Raw genomic sequence first — 18,742 nt, 5'->3', positions numbered from 1 at the left:
TTGTCTTTTCCTTACGCTAAAGATAAGATTGTGTTCCCGGATTTTATCTTTTTAATTGTGGATTTTTCATACAAAAAAAGAATCCTTATATTAAGGATTCTGCAACAAAAAATTTAATCTTCTGATTTATAAATGGTCAAAATAGTAATTCTTTTTTTCAAGAAACGCTCTAATCAATATGATGATTATTAACCATATTAGACTACTTAGTATTTCTGATGCAAAATTCGTATCCAATTCTTGATAAGCATAGTGAATTAATAATGTAATGAATAGCCAAAATGAAGAAGCAATTAGTTGACCTGAATAACCGCTTTTAATATGATGATTGAAAATCGTATAAGAAATTATTTTAAGTGTTAAGCCACTAATAAATAAGCTGACTGAAAGAATTATTATTAACGGCATATATTCATGTAGTAAGCTTAATAATTTATTATTGATGTCTAGAATATTTTGAGGGATAGATCCAGTTTTACTTAAAATAATCTTGTACTTTAATAATAATTGATAGGTTGAATTCATAATGTAATAAATAAATATGACCAAACAAAATAATCTACCTAAATAAAAAATTTCGCCACTTTTTAAATCTTCCCATATTTTACTAAAAAATCCTCCCACGTTTTTTTCATCCGCCTTTCGTTTCTAATTTTTGCTTTCATGCCTTTCTTTTTATAATCGTATCATACTTTAAGTAGGTGTTTTTGCCCAAATAATGATAATAAACATAAATATCCATGCTTTCCCCTACTGATCTTAATTGATTGGTAGGGGGATTTTCTTATTTACTCAAAGAATTTACTATCCCCATGTTCATGTGCCCAATGTTTAAAACCATCTTTCCAAATTAACTTAGCACAATCCTCCGAACAACCTCTATTAAAACTATTACCTTTAAAATTACAGTCATACGCTGAATAGTAACCCTCATTAGTCTTACTAGATACTTTCTCACCGTACCATTCACACTTAAAAGACCAATTTCGTTTATCACCATTAAACTCCTTATATGTATACCTAGCCTTAGGAATCAAATATTTACTCATTTCATCTTCTAAGTGCCTCATTTGTAAAAAAATTGCATGTAAATCTTCAAATTTCACATCTTCTTTTGGCCGAATTTTTAATTTTGAGGAAAATTTTTTTTGCAATTCAGTTAACATATTATACCCCCTTCTATTCATAGAAATTACATGATATCAATCATATATTAATGATACAAAATATACAGATATAACAACAGATTTTAGGTGGCTGTGTACACTCCCAGGATTCGAAGAGAGTATATGTGAATGTGTTTTTTAAATCTCTAAAACTACATTGGTTCACCGTATCATTTCAGAAAAATTCTACGTTTAGACACACTTTCGACAAAAAACAACCGATTCCTTATACAATTAAGGAATCGGTTGTTTTTTTATATTAGATGCTATTATCTATTAGGCTAATTTTTCACCTAATGTGTAATTTTTCCCATCTGAAACAGGAACTCGTAAAATTTTATTCTGAGAAACTAGATCCCACCAATCATTTTGGTACGCAAGTGCTTCATCTTTTGTAGACGTAGCAGCAACCACTAAGTAATTCTTATCTACTGAAATGACATATCCAGTAAAAGGCTCTTGCTCTTGGTTTTGAATAGAATGAACAGGAGTATTGTTGGCAGAAATCTTAGTAGAATCTGCAAAGGTTGGTGTTAATCCGAAAGTAAATCCACATCCTAATGCTAAAACTGTTACGGTTGTTACTAATTTTTGTTTTTTGTTAAACATAATATACATCCCCCTTATATTTTATCCCTACACTATCCACATTCCATTTGTATACATGTAAAGCCTTTTAATATTAAGATATTCAACAAAATTGTAACTAATGTTCCACTAATGGTAATATTTTCCGTTAACAGTAGTTATTTTATGTTATAATTAGCAATTTATAGCGTGGGTTTGTTACCTGTTTCCCATCTTTTTTTCCATCTTCAAAATGTCAAAAACTTTTTATATTTATAAAATACAAAGGATGTTCCTACTACATTTTAGATAGAAAAAAACGCCATCCTTTCCTATGATTCTACAGAAAGAATAGCATTTTTTTCATTCTAGAGGGCATTTCTTTTTATTAGCTTGATAGCGATGTGGCGGTACCCCTAATACAAAAAAGAGAATCCTTATTAAAAGGATTCTGCAACAGGAAAGAACAAATATATAATAATAAAAAGAATTACTTATATTATAATTTAAAAATAAGACAAATACATTGAGAAAATTCATAACTTATTGAATATATATGTACTCTTATTTATAATTGATTATGAGTTGGAGTACTAATCTGTCATCTGTTCCTTTTTCTAAAGAAGATTGATTCCAATCTTCTTTTTTTTTGTTAATTCCCCTTTCCTCGAAAAAAGAACAAGAATTACTTAAGAATTGTGGAAATAGCTTGCTTGTAGACTAGTTGTTGCTTACCATGAACTATCATAAGAACGGTGAATTTATCCATTGCAAGGATCTGCCCACGTATTGGAACGCCATTCATTAAAAAAACAGTAACTACCCCTTTTCTTTCTTTCAATTGTTCATACATATCTTCTTGTAAGTTATACATGAAATACTCCCCCTAATTGTATCTAATTTTCTTTTAATGCTTGCTGCATCTCTTTGTTGTCTATTTGTATTTCCCATTCACCTTCTATTTTTCTAAACCATTTTCCTATTTTACTTAGATAATATCTTTTTACTTCACCATTAGGAATCCAAATTTCACGTTCCTGTATTTGATTCATCACTTCATGAAGAATCTCATCATGTTCATACTTTTTAGGTTTTCTATAATGTGTTTTTACAAACTGTGTATATTCTCTACATAACCAATTAGAAATATGTTGTCTTTGTCTTTGCTTGAGATGTGACCATTTTTTATTTGTTTGAAGGATTTTTCCATTTACTTTTATGTGGTTTTTCATCAACACTCATCCCCTTTTACTAGCAAAACGAATATATAACTATCGTATCACATTTTAATTGAAATACGGCTCTAAGTACATATTTCGCAAGAAATCTATCCAAAATAAAAATAATTTCTCTATTCCACACAAAATATTATCCAAATTAGACGAGACCGAATCCATTAAGCGAATTAATTAGGTACAAAAATTAAATGTAGACTATTGATTCTTTAGTTTGTTTTTTATTAAACATTTCGGTACGTGAAATTTTATATTTCCTTGTTAAAAAAGCCCCCATAGATCGTACACCTATGAGAGGTGCCTAAGAGTATTTAGACTTTCGACTCCATTCTATTGTAACAGGCTTTCACCATACATGAGAAACATAATGAACCAAAAACAGACCATCATAATAAGAAATTCTTTAAACCCTTGCTGAAAGGAAATACGCCCTTCTTCCATTCTACATGCCCCTTTTCTCTACAACTTTTTATATGTTAAAATATAGAGGAAAGAAACCTGCCAATTTCTTTCCCAGACGGTCACTCATGACTTTGCTCTTTGTTTGCTTTTGCAAATGAAGAGCTTTTATTTTGCATACTTATACTTACTTTTTAGCATCGCATAACGCAATAGCTTTAACTTTGTCTCTCTTTTCAATGCTTTCCACTCAGATACACCAATTTTCATTTTCCATTCCTCCAATAATTAAATTTGTTATTTATATAGCTTATAAGTTCCAATTGTAAATCTTTCTAATTTGTTTATCGCTAAATCCTTCATGGACAGCGAAGATTTCTGGAAAATCCGAGAGACACAAATCAATAATTGTATTATCAGTTGTTCTTATATAATAATACTGAACAGCCCCTTCATAATTCGAATATAAATAGTATTTATGAATTTTATAATTTAATCCATTGTTCTCTAATACCTCATAAAGCTTATTTTTAGTTTCATCCATTACGTCAAAAATAGTTAACTGTTCCATCATTAACAGCTCCTCATTGCGTAAATTTACTAAACTAACTCTAAGAACAAGGTTGTTTCATTATGTTCATTGGTATGCACATTAAACCTTTTTCCGGTAGCTTCTAATGCACTAAAAAGCATTCTTTTATATCCTTGATCCATAAAATCTACACTGATTTGACCATGATTCATAATAAATTGAAGATCAGCCATCATCTTTTTAACCTTCCGTTCCATATAATAACCTCCTCAATAAAGTTATATAACTTATAATTATTTTTATAGAGGAGGTTGTAATATGGCTGTTAATAAAGACAAGTACACTCAAATTTTAGTTACTTTTACAAAAGAACAAGTAGAACAAATAGAAAATTATTGGCATGAAAATAAGCTGAAGAACCGAAATGAAGCAATTCGTCAGATCGTAGACAAAGGGTTAAGTCGTAAATAATGGCTACCCTTTTTATTTTTCCTAAAAAACCTAAAAACACATTTAAATTCCCTATCTCCCTTTACATGTGTTTTTATAACAAATACGACTTATTATATTAACAACTCCTTCAAAACCTCATACAAGCAAATCTGAAGGTTCGTTTTTTAGTTAAACTGATTTTTTTCATGTATTCTTTAAATAAATAAAAAAAGAGCCGGATTTTCATCACAGCTCATGAATTAATTGGTTCTGTATGTGTACATGTGGGATATTGTGAACAGCCAAAAAACTTATTACCTGTTTTATTCGAATTTCGAATGACTAAATCATGTTTACATGTGGGACATTTCCGTTCTGCAGGTTTTACCCCTTGATACACATCTTCAGCCGAATATTCGGGATTGATTTTATTAATCAATTTCTGAAGTTCTACACGATCTATTAGTTTTACATTGCAAGCTTCCGCTAATTCTTTCGCTTGCCTTGTATACACACTGTTCGTTACAACCCAGCCCTCATTTGCTTTGTAATAGGCTTGTGCTGCATATATCTCTTGTACGGCACTAATGCCGACTCTATTTTTCATCCCGTAGCGTTTCGCCTGGATTACAATACGATTTTTCCCCTTTAACACCAGATCCGCTCCGAAATCATTTGACTGCTTTGTAACTGTTGGAGTATAACCCAACTCTCGAAAGAGAGCTTTTAGATATACTTCAAATTGATGTCCATCCATTTTGTCTATGAAACGAATACCGGACTTAGCCATTCGCTTTAATATTCTTCGCTCCTGGAATTTCTGGTAGATTAGACACTTCGCTCCACCTCTTTAATTGGTTTCATTTTCTTTGGTTGGGCTGTTTCTTTTGCCTGTTGCTCATTCACTTGTTTCTTCCGGACATCGTTCCAATCCTTTTCATTCGTTGGAATATCCTCTTTAAGATCTACAAAGCATTTCATTGTCTGAATGAAGTCTTTCCCGGCTTTATCATTATCAACTGCCATAATGACCTCTTTAATATCGTGCCCTTCTTTTTTTGCATCCATTAAAGATTGAATTACTGTTTTTGACTTCAATCCATGCATAGAAACTAGGCGAGCGTTTTGTATCTTATTTTGCTTGATACTCCAATGAGATAACATATCAATCGGATCTTCATAAAAATAAATCTTATCCGGTTTACCTACATCAACCGTAAAACCGGCGTTGATTTTTTCATAATTAGGGACGATTTGCTTAAAGCTTCCTCTTTTATTCTCCATTTTGACCGTCCCTTGACGGTTCATTCCAATGACTTGCCCTTTGCCTCCTTCTTCTCTCCATTTGAACACCACATTATTTTTCTTATCTTGGGCGATGAGATCCTTATTAATCAGCCAGTTCACCAGGCGAGGATCTATTTTTCTCTCATCAATTAAGTATTGCTTGATTTCTGTCTGTTTCGGCACCTCTAAATGTTTTGGATAACTAAAAGGCTGCTGCTCTTTTTTGCGCTCCTCTTCAGCTTTTGAACGATCAAACTCTTTGTAGTCCCCCTTCTGAATGTCCATCACGGCTTGTGGGAATGTCATGTCATAGTACATCATCGCAAAGCTAATCGCTCCGTATCCTTTTTCCCCTCGACTATTCCAGGCGTATTGATTCCCTTTAATGATGAGACTGTCATGCTCCGTATGACGATAATAGTTACCTTCTTTCTTAAACGTTTCTCCTTTTGCTTCCAGATATGAAATCAAGTCAACTTTTCTTGCTTTCATCGCATCCTCCGCACTGACATATGCCATTACGGAATCCCCCCTTTACTCTATAAAATGAAATAAAAAAGAGGACTATTCCGTTTCCTAGTCCTCTTTTGCTACTTATAGTTGTTACATTTCATTTTTATTTGCCGAATAAGAATTTTAATCGCTTCTCCTGTACGCTGTATGATAAACGAGCATCAAATTTCTTCCCGTTTTTGTTTGAGATAAACCCTTTAATCTGATCTGTCACATTCTTTTCTAATAACTTTTTCACATGGTTACTACTTAAATTTTCACCAGAGAATGTACCAAAAATAATGAAGTCACAGCCTTTTTTGTATTTCTCACATAAGTAGTTACTTTTTCCTACAAGAACCCTACTCTTACACAATGGACATTTACCAATGGTACGGTCTTCAGTCGTTGGAAAACGGAATTTCAAACTTCCATCCGCTTCCATATAGATAGCTGCTGTAAATTCTCCCTTTTCTCCTTGAAATCCGTTGATAAAATCTGTTGTTTTATACTGAAGTAGCTTCTTCATTTGATTACCAGGGATTGCTTTCCCTTTCATTTTGGCTGGTAACATAAAATCACATCCGTTTTTATGCTCCGTGCAACCATAAAATGTTTTACGATGAAGCATATCCCCTTTTTTACATTTTGGGCATTTACCAAATGACAGTTCTTCTTGTGTAGGGAACTGAAATTTAACTTTCCCTTCATGTAACACGAGATAAGCGGAAAACTCCTTCTCATTGGACTTAAATCCTTTTAAAAGATCTGTTTTCTTATCCTCAAACAGCTTTTTCGCTTGCGCTTCCGGAATCGCTTTTTCTTTAATTTTTTTCGGTAAGGAGATTTCACATTCCGGATAATTACTGCAACCATAGAAATTACCTTTATGAAAGATTTTTCCTTTTCTACAAGGGCATTTGCACACTTCAATCTGCTGATTCCAGGTATTAATAATACTATCCGACACCTTATCATCCATTGCGCCTAATTGTTCCACCGTATCTTTTACAAACGTATTTGTTTTCTCTACAAATTCCTCATATTTCATTTCGTTCTTTTCAATCATGCAGATCATCCCTTCCATTTCAGCCGTATAAGCTGGATTTTTGATTTCATCTACCGGAAAAGCATCTATAAACGCACGACCAATATTAGTAGTTCGAATCTGACTGTTGGTAACATCAATATAGCTTCGCTCTAACAGTTTCGGAATAAACGTTTCTTCCGTTGCCACTGTCCCAATCCGTTTTCCTTTCATAAGTTCTTTCAAATGTTCATCATCTAATTTACGCCCTGCCGTTTCCATAAAGGTTAAAATGGAACTCTCCGTATGAAAGGCTGGTTTCTTTGCTCGAGACTCAATCAAGTCATACTGACTGATTCTGAAAGAATCTCCCTCTCGTAAAATAGGTATCTGGAATGCTTCAACTGACCCTTCCTCTATATCCTCTTGAAACACACTTAGAAACCCTTTCTCTTGTAGAATTTTTTCTTTTGTACTGTATGTGTTGCCCTCTTGATCTATAAAATGTACTTCTCTCACCAGGTAAATTGCTGGTTTCATAAAGTTCCCGATAAATCGTTTTACAATTAAGTCATATAACTGTTTTTCTAATGGATTTCGGTTAGTCCCGACATATAATTTTGTTGTTGGGATGATGGCAAAGTGACTACTGACTAATTCATCATTAAAAGTAGAATGTTTTTTCGTAATAGAAGATGGGATTACTTGTTGTACAAGATTTGCATAGGCGCTTTTTTCTAATGCTGCCATTACTTCTTTCACTCGTTCCACTTGTTCTGTAGGTAAGTGCCTGGATGAAGAACGAGGATATGTGATAAAGCCTTCTTCATACAAACTCTGAATATGCTTTTTTGCTGTTTCCGCATTTATCTTCAGTTTGGCGTGAGCATCTTTGTAGATATCCGTTAAGTTATATAATAATTTTGGTTTCTTTTTTCTATTGCTTTCTTTAAATTCCGTTACAATTACATTCGTTTCTTTCAAGCTATCTCCAAGCTTTTGTAGTGGCGATGGATCTATCAGTTGCTCTTCTATTTTCATTACTGGTGATAAACCATTTTCGGTTAGTAGCTTCAAATTGTAATAGGTTTGTTCTTTATAATTTTGAATAGCGATTTCCCTTTGACGGATTTCATTCAAGATACACATTTGAACACGACCAGAAGCCAATAAGAATTGGTTTCTTGCTAGTTTGGATGTACAGCCTCTTGTAACATTAATCCCTAAAATATAATCCAGGTATTGCCTTGCTTTAGCCGATTGTGCAAGCCCGTCATAGTCTGTTCCTGGTTCTAATCGGTTTAATGCTCCTTCTAATTCTGCGGCTTCATAGGAAGAGATAAAAAGACGGGATTCTCGCTTGTTCACACCTGCATGTTCATATATTTCTCGATAGATAAGCTCACCCTCCCTATCTGCATCACAAGAGTTGACCACATGATCCACATCGGGACGATTAACAGCTTAACTAATATTTGAATTTGTTCTAGACTATCCGATTTCTCTTTATATTCCGGCTCTAAAATAATGGGTAAGTGATCAAATTTAAATTCTTTGTACTTCTCGTCCATCTCCTCCGGATGTTTTAGTTCTAATAAATGCCCCCGGCACCAACTAATAATGTAATTTTCAGTTTCATAGTAGCCATAATACGGCTTACTCCCTAGATACTTTTGTGAGTTTTTAAATCTAGGTGATTTTAATAATTCAACAGCTACCTTCGGCTTTTCAGCGATAAACAATGTTTTCCCCATACATAATACCTCCTATTAATCTGCAATTTCAGTTTCACGCTTCCATTTCTTATTTCTCCGCTTTTTCATCATTCTGTGACCAAATAATAGCAACATGTTCAAAAAGACAGCTACAAGGAACATACAGCCTGCAAACAGCCATACATTCATGGCATTCTCTCCTTTCGTTCTATAAATAAGAAAGAGGGCTTTTCCTTTAACCCTCTTTCATTTTTAGATATAAAAAAATCACTCTCCGTTATCTCAATTGAGTAACAAAAAATGATTTAATCTGGTGTTCCTGCTATACAATTTTTCATCGTTCCATTTCCATTGTTTCTTTTTTTCTACTCGATTTCTTTGTAGACTTCGACTGATCTACATTACCAGGATCTATTTCCTTGTCTTTTTCTTTATCATTCGTTTTTTTTTCCATTCAATGGCTGAAAATTTTTATCAAAATCCGTTTCTTTTGAAGATGTAGACTGATTTACTGTTATTCCTTCTTTTCCAAGCTTCTCATCCACCTGATTTTCTAATTTTACTACGTGTTCCTGGCTTACCAGCTCATTATCAATCGAAACATATTTCGTTGTATAATACCGCTCTTCAGCTTTTACACGAGTGACAATACTATCAATATTATCTGGTGTTTCTTCATATTGTGAACGTCTGTATGCTTCGAATTTTCGGCTTAAGTCCTTATCTAATGTAGTTGATTTTTTTTCTTTTGAAGTTTGAATTTGTTGATCTAAAGAGACAATAGGTGCATATCCTTCCTTTTTCATTTCTTTATACAATTCCACTTCTTTTTCATTAAATGAGTAATCTTTTTGTGCTTCCGCTTTATCAACTAAGTGTCCATATCTTTCATCTTTTACGATTTCATCTAGACTCATATTTGCATCCTTTTCATAAACCACAAATGACAAATTTCCTCTCCCGTCAAAGATAGAACTTTGAACCTTTTCATATAAATCTGGTTTTAAAATGTTATCTAAGGGGTAATTTTCCCGTTTCCCGTTCTTTTCCATGAGGAAAACAGATAAATCTTCCCGATTTGTTGAATCTTGATTCCATACAGACAAATAATCAATATCTTTCGTAACAGCATCCATCATGTGGATTCTTGCAACTTCTTCTTCATCGTAAACACCGTTTGCCAATACTTCAATTGTTACTAAGTGGTTGGGTGTCTCTTTTGATTTTTCTAATGGATTTTCTTGTACTTTTTCCATCGGTATTTCTTTGTTATTTCTATGGTTCACTACCTCATCTCGTAACACTTGTTTTACTTCATTCGATAAATGCCTTTTCTCGTTTAATACCTGTTCATACGGTGTCTTATAGTCCCCATCCCCCATATTCATACGATCCATACTCACAAGCTCCATTCTTCCAAAATCCCTATCGACTTCTTTTGGAATGGCAATATGATAACGAGCTTGATCGTAAGGGATGGTTTCACCTCTTTCTCTAGCTTCTTCCCTTGCTTTTTCAATACTTGAAATAACTTCAGCCATTTTTTCATTGGCTTCTCCAAATGGGATCAGTTGATTATTTTTAAAAGTTTCATTGTCGCTCCATTGAACTAGCATAGTTGGGCGATTAATTTCGTCCTGATTTAATGCTGCATACTTTTCTTGATTCACCTCATTAAATGCTTCAATAAATTCTTTATCACTCAATTTTTCTGCCCCTTCTACAGGTTCAAACGCTCGATTTTTATCTGCTTGTTCTCTTAAATCGTTAACAGAAATGAGTTCTTGTGTCGTGTTACTTAAACTCATGTATTCCACTAGTAAAATATTTTTTTCACTCTCATTCTGTTCTCTATTTTCATTCTGTTTTTCATTTTCTTTTATTTTAGCCGCTTCATATTTTTCTGTATTAAATAATATAGCGTATCGATCATCTTGTTCTAACTCACTGAAAGGAATAAGCAAATCTTCTTCACGTACAGTAAATGATTGACTTTCGTTTTTATCAAGGAGAGTATCTTTTACTTTTTCATAAACATCTCCTTTAAAAATATGTTCGATATTAGAAACGTCCCTTTCACCATTATAAAATTCATCACGGTCTAATACGCCCGGATCATAAATCGCCATATGATATACTTCTTTGGTTTCTGCATCCACCATGTGTAATTTTGCAATCTCACCGTCTTTGATATCCTTATCCAATATTTCAACTGTTACTACATGCTCTTTTCCATTATCAGACACTTGTTTTGACATATTATCTACTCCCTTTTCATTCGTTTTTTCTTTTTCCTTTTCTAGCGTATTTTCAATTGTTTCAATAAATTCAATCGAAGTTTCATGTACTTCTTTCAACAACTTGGTTTTATCTTTCATTTCTTTTCCTTGTGTCCAGCTCGCTAAATATCCTAACGAATATTCGCTCGTATCAATCCCAAAATAAGAAGAAACGGCATAAGCTGTCATCTCTGCTTGAAACTCTTTTTCTGGCGCTGTGTAATTCATATGTGTCTCTGCTGTATGAAGTTTGGCATGCGCCAATTCGTGAGGAAGTGTTTTTACATTTTGTAATTCACTGTTCCGTGGATTCAAAGCAACCTCTTTTGTTAAGGTGTAACTAACCCCCTTTGCGACCCCAAGTTCTTGCTTCGGCTCAATAATTTTTACACCGTTTTTTTCCGCAATGGCTTCCATTCCCTTGTACAAACTCTGGTAATCTGTTACACTCCCGTCTAGCCAACGATTCGGAAAAATACGGGGTAGATCTTCCGCTTTTGCGTTTGTTTGAGACACGTCAAACACATGACCGACAGCAAAATATAAGCGACCAGGCATCACTTCTACGCTTTTAGATTCAATTTGTTTCTTCTCTTCCTCATTTGCTTTAGTTACTGTTTTCCAAGTGCCTTCTTTGTCCTTAAATTTTGCTACAGTTCGGTTTGGAACAAGAATTTTAATTCCTTTCTCACCCTTCTTAACCGGAAATCCTTTTTCTTTCCAAAAAGAAAAGGAACCAACTGCATTGGCTCCCTGGAATTGACTCTGTATTAATGAAATATTAGATGGTGAATAGTGATAAAACTTTGCCATAAACGTTAAGTACTCTTTTAAATCTCCCGGTGTACGAAAATAACCTTCAACGCTTTTTTCCATCTTTTTTGTTAAAGCTTGCACCGCTTCTTTCTTTTCTTCTGGTGATTTCGTTTGATACTTTTTCTTATAACTTTTACTCATGATCTTCTCCTACTCTTTCACTCGCTTTTTGTAATTCCTCCATTTCTTCTTCATTCCATTTCTCAGCTGTATCAAAGAAAAGCTCATGAGTTTTTACATTAACCGGAACTAACATATTTTCTTGATTCATAACATGCACTACAAGTTCTTCCTCTTGTTCTCGTGTAATTTTGATTGTTAGTTCTTCCTCTTTTACAAGTAAAACAAATTCACCTTCTCCAACCTCTTTAATGACTCCTAATGCGATATCTTCACGAAATAATAACATCCTACTAACCTCCTGTTTTTTTATAAAAAGAAACAATGTAGCTTACGTTACATTGTTCTTTGATGCCTCATGATCTAAACGTTTTTGTCTTGCGTTACTAATCCGTTCCGCTACGACTTCTTTTGCTATCTTCACACTTCCCATCTCTTGTTTATCAGTCGTAATAAGACTATCTACACCCTCTAAAAAGAAATAACCATTTAATAACTCAATTAAAATTTGCGTATTTCTATCCGCACTATTTGCACCAAGACGAATTTTTGTTAGTTCACTTTTCAACACATCGTGTAGATTCTTTGATACAATTTCGGAAATATAATTCAATGACCATTCTGAACTTTTTGATGCTTGATGCTCCATACAAATTTTCGATATAGCATCACCAGGATGAGTAATATTATTTTCATCCATGTAGTCTTGAATGTATTGATGGACATTTTCATTCAACGATAACTTCATTCGTATTTTTTTATTCTCCATGATCTAACTCCTCTCATTTTCATATGCATTTTCCCTTTGCATACGCTCATAATACTTTTGATTCTTCCAGCTTTCATATTCACTTTTAAAAGCGCCTTCCACTTTTCTCATAGAATACTGAATAGATACATTCTGCTGAAATTTTCTAAATGACTTTGATTTTTTCATGTGATGGATTCTTTTTTGTTCTTTATCATATGCCTTCATTTCTTGTAAAAAGGCGTTACCCATTCTTTTATATAGGTCATTAATTTTATTCGTTTTATAATTTTCATATTGCTTCTTATCATACTTTCCTTCCCCATAAGCTTCTTTAAAAACTTGCACCTCTTTATCTAACTTTTTGAAAAACTGATCGTAATCTTTTTTATGATGATGTTGAATATACCGACTGCTTAATTCATCAATTTGCGGCTTTAATGGTTGAATCGTATTGTAGCTATATTGCCACTGTCTTCTATCACTTGGTAACTGTTTATAGATTTGTAAAAACAATGGCTTCAAATGTTGATTACGCCAATCAAAAACGGAATCTTCTTTTTTCCTTCCCACCATATTGTTTCGAATTAGATCATTAATTTGTTTTTGTTCCTGCTTACGATCTAACAAATTATTTACGACTTTCCCCTTCATCGCATCTAACGTTTTGGGTTTTCTTTTGCCACGTTCTCTCGTTGGAAATGGCTCAACAGTTGCGACATGAATATGAATATTATCCGTATTAAAATGAATAGCTGCCGACCAGATAGAACTTTTTTCCAGCCCCTCTCTTTTTTGCATTTCTTTCATCGCAAGCCGTGTTACATCCATTAACTTTTTTTCATCCAACGTTTTTGTTTTCTCATCATAAATCCCTTGTTTTTCTAACCAGGGATTATGAAAAGAAATGACATCTTGCCACATGATACTTCCATTCTCATGAGCGGTTTTAAACATTTCCTTTAAGGACTTTTTTTCACTTTCTGTTAAACGATTTGCGTGTTCCGTAAATAGTGCCGGGGTCTTTTCTGAATTCCCCATATAGTCTTGATACGTTTCGAACATTTTCGGATTCAACTTCACTTCACTTTTCGCTTCCTCCCGATCTACATAATCAATATAGTTCTGAAACGCATCGGAACTTGGTAACACAAATTTCGTTTTTAAAACAACACCCGGTGTGACGGAAGATTGAACAGGAACCGCATTACTCATTTTCAATATCCTGCATCATCATTTGAATAAACTCATTCATTTTTTCCATTGCGCTATAACAATCACTCATCATATGGATGTTCTTTTCAATGAGATTTTCTAACTCCATTTCCCTTTTATTTTGCTGCTGAAAAAATGCCAGCATTTCAATTTGGGCTTTCAAAAATTTTTGCCGGGATATTCCCTTTCTCTTTGCCATTTCATCTATTTTCTTTACGGCAATTGGATCTACTTCTCTTATTCTAATTTCCACTTTTCCCTCTCCTTTCTACAATTCTGGGTAGAGATCAAAAAATAGTGAGAAGAGCATAAGGGGTTTTTGTTCCCACCTAAGGTGTGAAGCTAGGCGGAGCCTAGCAAAACGATGGGAACAAGGAAAGAAGTTGAATGTCCCCATTACGTCCCTATCTTTTTTATTAATGTCTCCATCATGTCCCGTTATTTTTTCTTAACGTCCCTTTCATGTCCCCTTATTTCTCCTCAATGTCCCCATTGTGTCCCTATATCTTTTTTCACTTTTTATTAATTTCCTTTGCTTTTTCTTCTAACTTTTTGATTTTATCTTGTGCAATTTTTTGTTCGCCTTTAAACAATTCAACGTTCTTTTCTGATGATTTTATTTTAGATTCTAAAGATGCTATTTTTGATTGAGTTTCCGTTTTTTCTACTTCAGTTTGGTACTTCATTTCATCTTGTAATTCTTTTACTTTTTCATAAACTGTCTTCGCATTTTCTTCTTCCAGTTTGATTGCTTTCCCATAATTTTTTATCTTTGTTTCGATATCCTTTTTGTCTCTTTCTATAAAATCTAGCTCATATGTTTTTTTATCTTCAGCTATCAGTTCGTCATTCGCTTTTGTTTTTCTTTGATCGGTAAAAATCGTTTGAACTAATTTATTTGGACTTTTTGTTGATGCATTTTCTTCTTCATATTCGTTCACATCCTGTGTAAATTTACGAATATCCATTTGTTCTTTCTCACTATTTTTATTGTAAATATCGAAAGCTAACGCTCCCCAATTCGGAGATAAGTCTTTTACTTCTACAACGTATTTTCCGTTCTCCTCATACAATACTTTGACAGGTAATTGAACACCTGGATTTGATTTTTGCTGTGCTTTAAATGTATATCCTGTTTCCTCATATCCTTCTAATCGAAAGTAAATTTGTATAAAGTTTTTATGTGGATTGTATTCCCTTTTCTCTACAATCAATTTCCCCATACCCGACAACTTAATTACTTTATTTGTCTCTGTATGGAATAGTTTTTCATCGTTTGGCATGTAAATTTTTGATGTCAAGAAAGCGAAAAAACCCAAAAATAGAAAGCTGATAATTGTTAAGTAGATCCACGACTTATTTTTTCTTAGATTGATTCTTTCACTCTTCTTACCAATCGCTCCTATCACACTCTCACCCCACCTTTTTCGTTATAAAACTTTCATATTTAACTCTTCCACACTTGTAACTCGCCATGTGTCCTTTTCTTTTTTCATGATGATTCGTAACACATTGTTTACTTTTTCTTCTCGGTTTTGCGTTGAATCTGTCGTGACATTTATAAATTCAGCTAACACATTTACCTCCTCTTTATCGGGTTCATTCTCTTGTAAATAAAACTTCATTTCTATTGGTTTTGTTTTATACGTATCTCCTAATTCGTATTTATCTGTTGGATAGAATTGTTGTAAAAGTTCTTCGCTCATAATGGATTTCGCCTTTTCTTTTCGCTCACTGTAGCCTTCTTTTTCTCGATGAAATGATAATTGAATAAACGTTTCGGCTTTCGATAAATACGCCCTCCTTTGTTGTTCTTGTGCGGAAGGAAGCACCTTATCCAGTCGTTTTTTTAAGTCTTCATTTTGTTTTGTTAGTAATTCATTTGAAAGTTTTAACTGTTTTTCTTTGCTATCACTCATTGACTTTTTGCTCAAATAAATATTAAAAGCTGTCACACCTACAACTAAAATGACAAACACAATAAACAAAGATTTTCGTTTATCTTTCATTCTTACAGTCTCCTATTCCTTCGGTTTTTAGAACCTTCTTACATGACCAGAAAAGACTTTTTGCCAATACGTATCATTTAAATTTTCAATGGAAACACCTTTATTTGTTTGGCAACCAATGAAAGTATTTTTATCAATCACGATGCCAACGTGTCCGTCATGTTTGTAGGTATCAAAGAAAATAACGTCACCTGGTTTCATATCATTTGATGATACTTTTGTACCGATTCTATTTAATGTTTCCGTACTTACAGCTCCTATTGGGCTGGTGTACACCCCTACTTGTTCGAATGCCCAGCGTACAAAACTTGAACAATCAAAAATCCCTCTTGCAATGTCATTTGTGTTACGTCCTCCACCAAATACATAGGTAGAACGCCCTATCCATTGGCGACCTACATCGGCAACTTTTGAACCGCTACTTCCGCCACTTCCTGGATTTCCTCCTCCACCAGAAACGACAGAACCCGGCTGATAATATTTCAAAACGGCATCAACATAAAGGTAGAGTAAGCACCCAACGCCTTGTTACATTACTGTAGTAGGTTTTTAAGTGCTCCTCCCCGAACCGGACTTACATCTCTCAATGTATCCGGCTCTCCATCTGTCTCCTGCTAAACCTCTCCTTTGTGCCTTTTTACGTGGCACTCTTTACATAACGCTATGGTTTTACGATTCCTTGAAACCATACGTTTCTCTAGAAAGGACTTGTTCGGCTTATTTTTAATGTCTTTCAATCTTTTTACGTGGTGCATATGAATTGTGGTATTCGCTTTCCCACACAATTCGCATTGTTCAGCTTTGATTCGATCAGAGAGTTTCGTTTCACTTAGCACATATTTTGTATCTGGAATTAAATCTAAGTTCGCTTCTTTTGATTGTTTCTCTCGTGGAAAACTACGTTCAATAAAATGCGTTTGCTTTTCTCCTCGAGATGTTTTATATGTGACAGTAAATCGTCTGTTTTTCTCATAACGTTTTCGAATCTCTTTTGTTTTAACTCTATACTTAGATGCAAATGTTTTTAGCATAGAGTAATACATAAAGTAAGCAAAACGATGCATATGATTACTCACGTTTTCTGCTAGCCGATAATAGTTATACAATCCTCTTATTTCACTGTTATATTGAGCGACAATCTCTAAATCTTCATTATGAATGAAGTATCCTCTGTCTTTGGGCATCCAAGTGCCATCGGCACTCATTTTGATAGCTTGGTATTTCTTCAATTTGTTGACCCAAGCCTCATGAGGCATTTTTAATTGAACTTTTCCATTAAGGTATCTACATACTCTCCCAATCGCATCTTTTCGAGGTGCACTTCCTCTAAAAACACGAATATTGTAACCGAGAAATCCTGCATGTTTTTCAGAAGCATGGGTAATAAGCGTTTTCTCTGAAGACAATTCCAATTGAAGTGTCTTCATTAGATACTCAGTTAACGTTTTCTTAATATATCTCGCATCGTACTTTGAACCAATTACACCAATTAGAAAATCATCAGCGTATCTAACATAAGTAAGACGCTTATAAATTGGATCCATTGGATTACTATATGGAATTGTCTGCAATTCTTTCTTTAACGCTTTAGCTTGTTCTAAATGTTGTTGTGCTTCTTCTTTTTGTTCTTTTTCCAGTGCATTTTTATACTTCTGAATCGTGCTTCTCATTTGAGTATATTTCCGTTGATATTCAGGATTGTTCTTTCGTTTTTTACCTTGATTGAATTGTTGTATATAGTTCATCATGTATCGGTCTAACTCATTCAAGTAGATATTAGATAGAAGTGGACTGATAATACCACCTTGCGGAGCACCGCTAAAGGTATTATGAAATTTCCATTCTTCCAAGTATCCAGCACGAAGGAATTTCCATATCAGTTCAATAAATGCCTCATCTTCGATACGTTTTCTTAAAATGCCAATCAAAGTATGATGATTGATGTTATCAAAAAAACCTTTAATATCCCCTTCAATAAACCAATTGCTACCAGTAAACGTTCTTTGGATTTCTTGAAGTGCTGTGTGACAGCTTCTTCCTTTTCGATAAGCATGTGATGATACGGAGAACGTTGGTTCATATATTGCTTCCAATATCATTCTCACAACTTCTTGCACCAATTTATCCGCAAAACTAGGTATACCCAATGGCCTTTTCTTTCCGTCTTTCTTTGGGATATATACTCTTTTTGATGGGAACGGTTGATATGCCCGTTGCTTAAGGGCTTCTATCAGCTCTTCAATAACTTCTATTGAAAATCCATCAATAGAACGTTTATCTACACCCATCGTGAGTGCCCCATCATTTTTACTCAGATTGTCATATGCAGTGAAATAAAACTCTGGATTGTATAAATTTCGATAGAGTCTTCGGTATTTATACTCGTCCTTCTGACTCTGTTTTTGCAGGTTGCTTAGCACTACTTTTGGACTTTGCATGATGCCTTTCGCACCTCCCCAATTTCATTTTTAAGCGGACAGACTGCCTTCCTTCGCCATGTACTAGGCTTTCCCTAGCTCGGACTACTATGAAGGCTCCGTTACCGTATTGGATATTCATAAGCCACACTTCTTGGCAGAGCCTTGAAGTCATCCTCAATAGCCTTCCGGCATTCCAACTTAGGTAATCCCCGTTTAAAAGAAAAGAGACTTGCACATATGGTTTCGGATGCGACTTTCACACGTTTCCACGTATAGTGGAGGA

The 18,742-nt window shown here is 34.1% G+C and carries 17 protein-coding genes and 4 pseudogenes; 1 reads left to right on the top strand and 20 read right to left on the bottom strand.

The features are described from left to right. Positions 1-126 precede the first annotated feature (126 nt). The 7 genes and pseudogenes from M1D66_RS27540 to M1D66_RS27510 all read right to left on the bottom strand — a co-directional run bounded on the left by M1D66_RS27540 (position 127) and on the right by M1D66_RS27510 (position 4,156). The gene (locus M1D66_RS27540; protein WP_479832002.1) at positions 127-624 is read right to left on the bottom strand and encodes a hypothetical protein; all 498 of its coding nucleotides are present in this window, start codon (positions 622-624) and stop codon (positions 127-129) included. A gap of 164 nt (positions 625-788) precedes the next feature. Next, positions 789-1,166 (bottom strand): hypothetical protein, encoded by a 378-nt coding sequence (locus tag M1D66_RS27535; RefSeq protein ID WP_479832001.1) that lies wholly within the window; start codon positions 1,164-1,166, stop codon positions 789-791. A 282-nt stretch (positions 1,167-1,448) separates the two neighbouring features. Next, positions 1,449-1,775, bottom strand: a pseudogene (locus M1D66_RS27530) (DUF3221 domain-containing protein); the annotation flags it as partial. A 643-nt stretch (positions 1,776-2,418) separates the two neighbouring features. Next, positions 2,419-2,607 carry an RNA chaperone Hfq gene (gene hfq, locus M1D66_RS27525; RefSeq protein WP_242555400.1) on the bottom strand — a complete coding sequence of 63 codons (189 nt, stop codon included), beginning with the start codon at positions 2,605-2,607 and terminating at the stop codon, positions 2,419-2,421. Positions 2,608-2,629: 22 nt separating this feature from the next. Beyond that, positions 2,630-2,965 (bottom strand): transposase, encoded by a 336-nt coding sequence (locus M1D66_RS27520; protein WP_242555399.1) that lies wholly within the window; start codon positions 2,963-2,965, stop codon positions 2,630-2,632. Between the two features lie 712 nt (positions 2,966-3,677). Then, positions 3,678-3,941, bottom strand: a complete 264-nt coding sequence (locus M1D66_RS27515; protein ID WP_242555398.1) for a hypothetical protein — start codon at positions 3,939-3,941, stop codon at positions 3,678-3,680. Between the two features lie 26 nt (positions 3,942-3,967). Further along, entirely contained in the window at positions 3,968-4,156 is a 189-nt protein-coding gene (locus tag M1D66_RS27510; protein ID WP_000440217.1) for a hypothetical protein, read from the bottom strand. A 61-nt stretch (positions 4,157-4,217) separates the two neighbouring features. Between M1D66_RS27510 and M1D66_RS27505 the strand changes: the two genes are divergently transcribed. Then, the gene (locus M1D66_RS27505) at positions 4,218-4,370 is read left to right on the top strand and encodes a ribbon-helix-helix domain-containing protein (protein WP_000290205.1); all 153 of its coding nucleotides are present in this window, start codon (positions 4,218-4,220) and stop codon (positions 4,368-4,370) included. Between the two features lie 214 nt (positions 4,371-4,584). Here the strand turns inward: M1D66_RS27505 and M1D66_RS27500 are convergent. The 13 genes and pseudogenes from M1D66_RS27500 to M1D66_RS27440 all read right to left on the bottom strand — a co-directional run. After that, positions 4,585-5,160 (bottom strand): annotated as a pseudogene (locus tag M1D66_RS27500) (restriction endonuclease); the annotation flags it as partial. Then, the gene (locus M1D66_RS27495) at positions 5,160-6,137 is read right to left on the bottom strand and encodes a DUF3991 domain-containing protein (protein WP_242555397.1); all 978 of its coding nucleotides are present in this window, start codon (positions 6,135-6,137) and stop codon (positions 5,160-5,162) included. The gene M1D66_RS27495 and the pseudogene M1D66_RS27500, both read right to left, overlap by 1 nt. Positions 6,138-6,234: 97 nt before the next feature. After that, positions 6,235-8,891 (bottom strand): annotated as a pseudogene (locus tag M1D66_RS27490) (type IA DNA topoisomerase). A 15-nt stretch (positions 8,892-8,906) separates the two neighbouring features. Further along, a complete protein-coding gene (locus M1D66_RS27485) occupies positions 8,907-9,041 on the bottom strand; it encodes a hypothetical protein (RefSeq protein ID WP_255288497.1) in 135 nt (44 codons plus the stop codon). Positions 9,042-9,286: 245 nt separating this feature from the next. Beyond that, positions 9,287-12,088, bottom strand: coding sequence for an LPD25 domain-containing protein (locus M1D66_RS27480; RefSeq protein ID WP_479832000.1), 2,802 nt, complete (start codon positions 12,086-12,088; stop codon positions 9,287-9,289). Continuing rightward, positions 12,081-12,356: a hypothetical protein gene (locus M1D66_RS27475; protein WP_242555395.1), complete on the bottom strand. Its 276-nt coding sequence runs from the start codon at positions 12,354-12,356 to the stop codon at positions 12,081-12,083. Before M1D66_RS27475 ends, M1D66_RS27480 begins: the two co-directional genes overlap by 8 nt. A 42-nt stretch (positions 12,357-12,398) precedes the next feature. Beyond that, the gene (locus M1D66_RS27470) at positions 12,399-12,836 is read right to left on the bottom strand and encodes a hypothetical protein (protein ID WP_061664321.1); all 438 of its coding nucleotides are present in this window, start codon (positions 12,834-12,836) and stop codon (positions 12,399-12,401) included. A 3-nt stretch (positions 12,837-12,839) separates the two neighbouring features. Next, positions 12,840-14,030: a MobP2 family relaxase gene (mobP2, locus tag M1D66_RS27465; RefSeq protein ID WP_242555394.1), complete on the bottom strand. Its 1,191-nt coding sequence runs from the start codon at positions 14,028-14,030 to the stop codon at positions 12,840-12,842. After that, positions 14,023-14,283, bottom strand: a complete 261-nt coding sequence (locus M1D66_RS27460; protein ID WP_242555393.1) for a hypothetical protein — start codon at positions 14,281-14,283, stop codon at positions 14,023-14,025. Before M1D66_RS27460 ends, mobP2 begins: the two co-directional genes overlap by 8 nt. 259 nt (positions 14,284-14,542) lie before the next feature. Next, entirely contained in the window at positions 14,543-15,439 is an 897-nt protein-coding gene (locus M1D66_RS27455) for a hypothetical protein (RefSeq protein ID WP_479831999.1), read from the bottom strand. A 21-nt stretch (positions 15,440-15,460) separates the two neighbouring features. Then, a complete protein-coding gene (locus tag M1D66_RS27450) occupies positions 15,461-16,039 on the bottom strand; it encodes a MerR family transcriptional regulator (protein ID WP_479831998.1) in 579 nt (192 codons plus the stop codon). A gap of 27 nt (positions 16,040-16,066) precedes the next feature. After that, positions 16,067-16,543 (bottom strand): annotated as a pseudogene (locus tag M1D66_RS27445) (C40 family peptidase); the annotation flags it as partial. 110 nt (positions 16,544-16,653) lie between these two features. Next, positions 16,654-18,477, bottom strand: a complete 1,824-nt coding sequence (locus M1D66_RS27440) for a reverse transcriptase domain-containing protein (RefSeq protein WP_479831997.1) — start codon at positions 18,475-18,477, stop codon at positions 16,654-16,656. Positions 18,478-18,742: the final 265 nt, after the last annotated feature.

The organism is Bacillus sp. PK6-16 (assembly GCF_056530295.1).
Note: the sequence above shows the minus strand (reverse complement) of the source record. Positions and strands in the feature narration are given on the sequence as shown.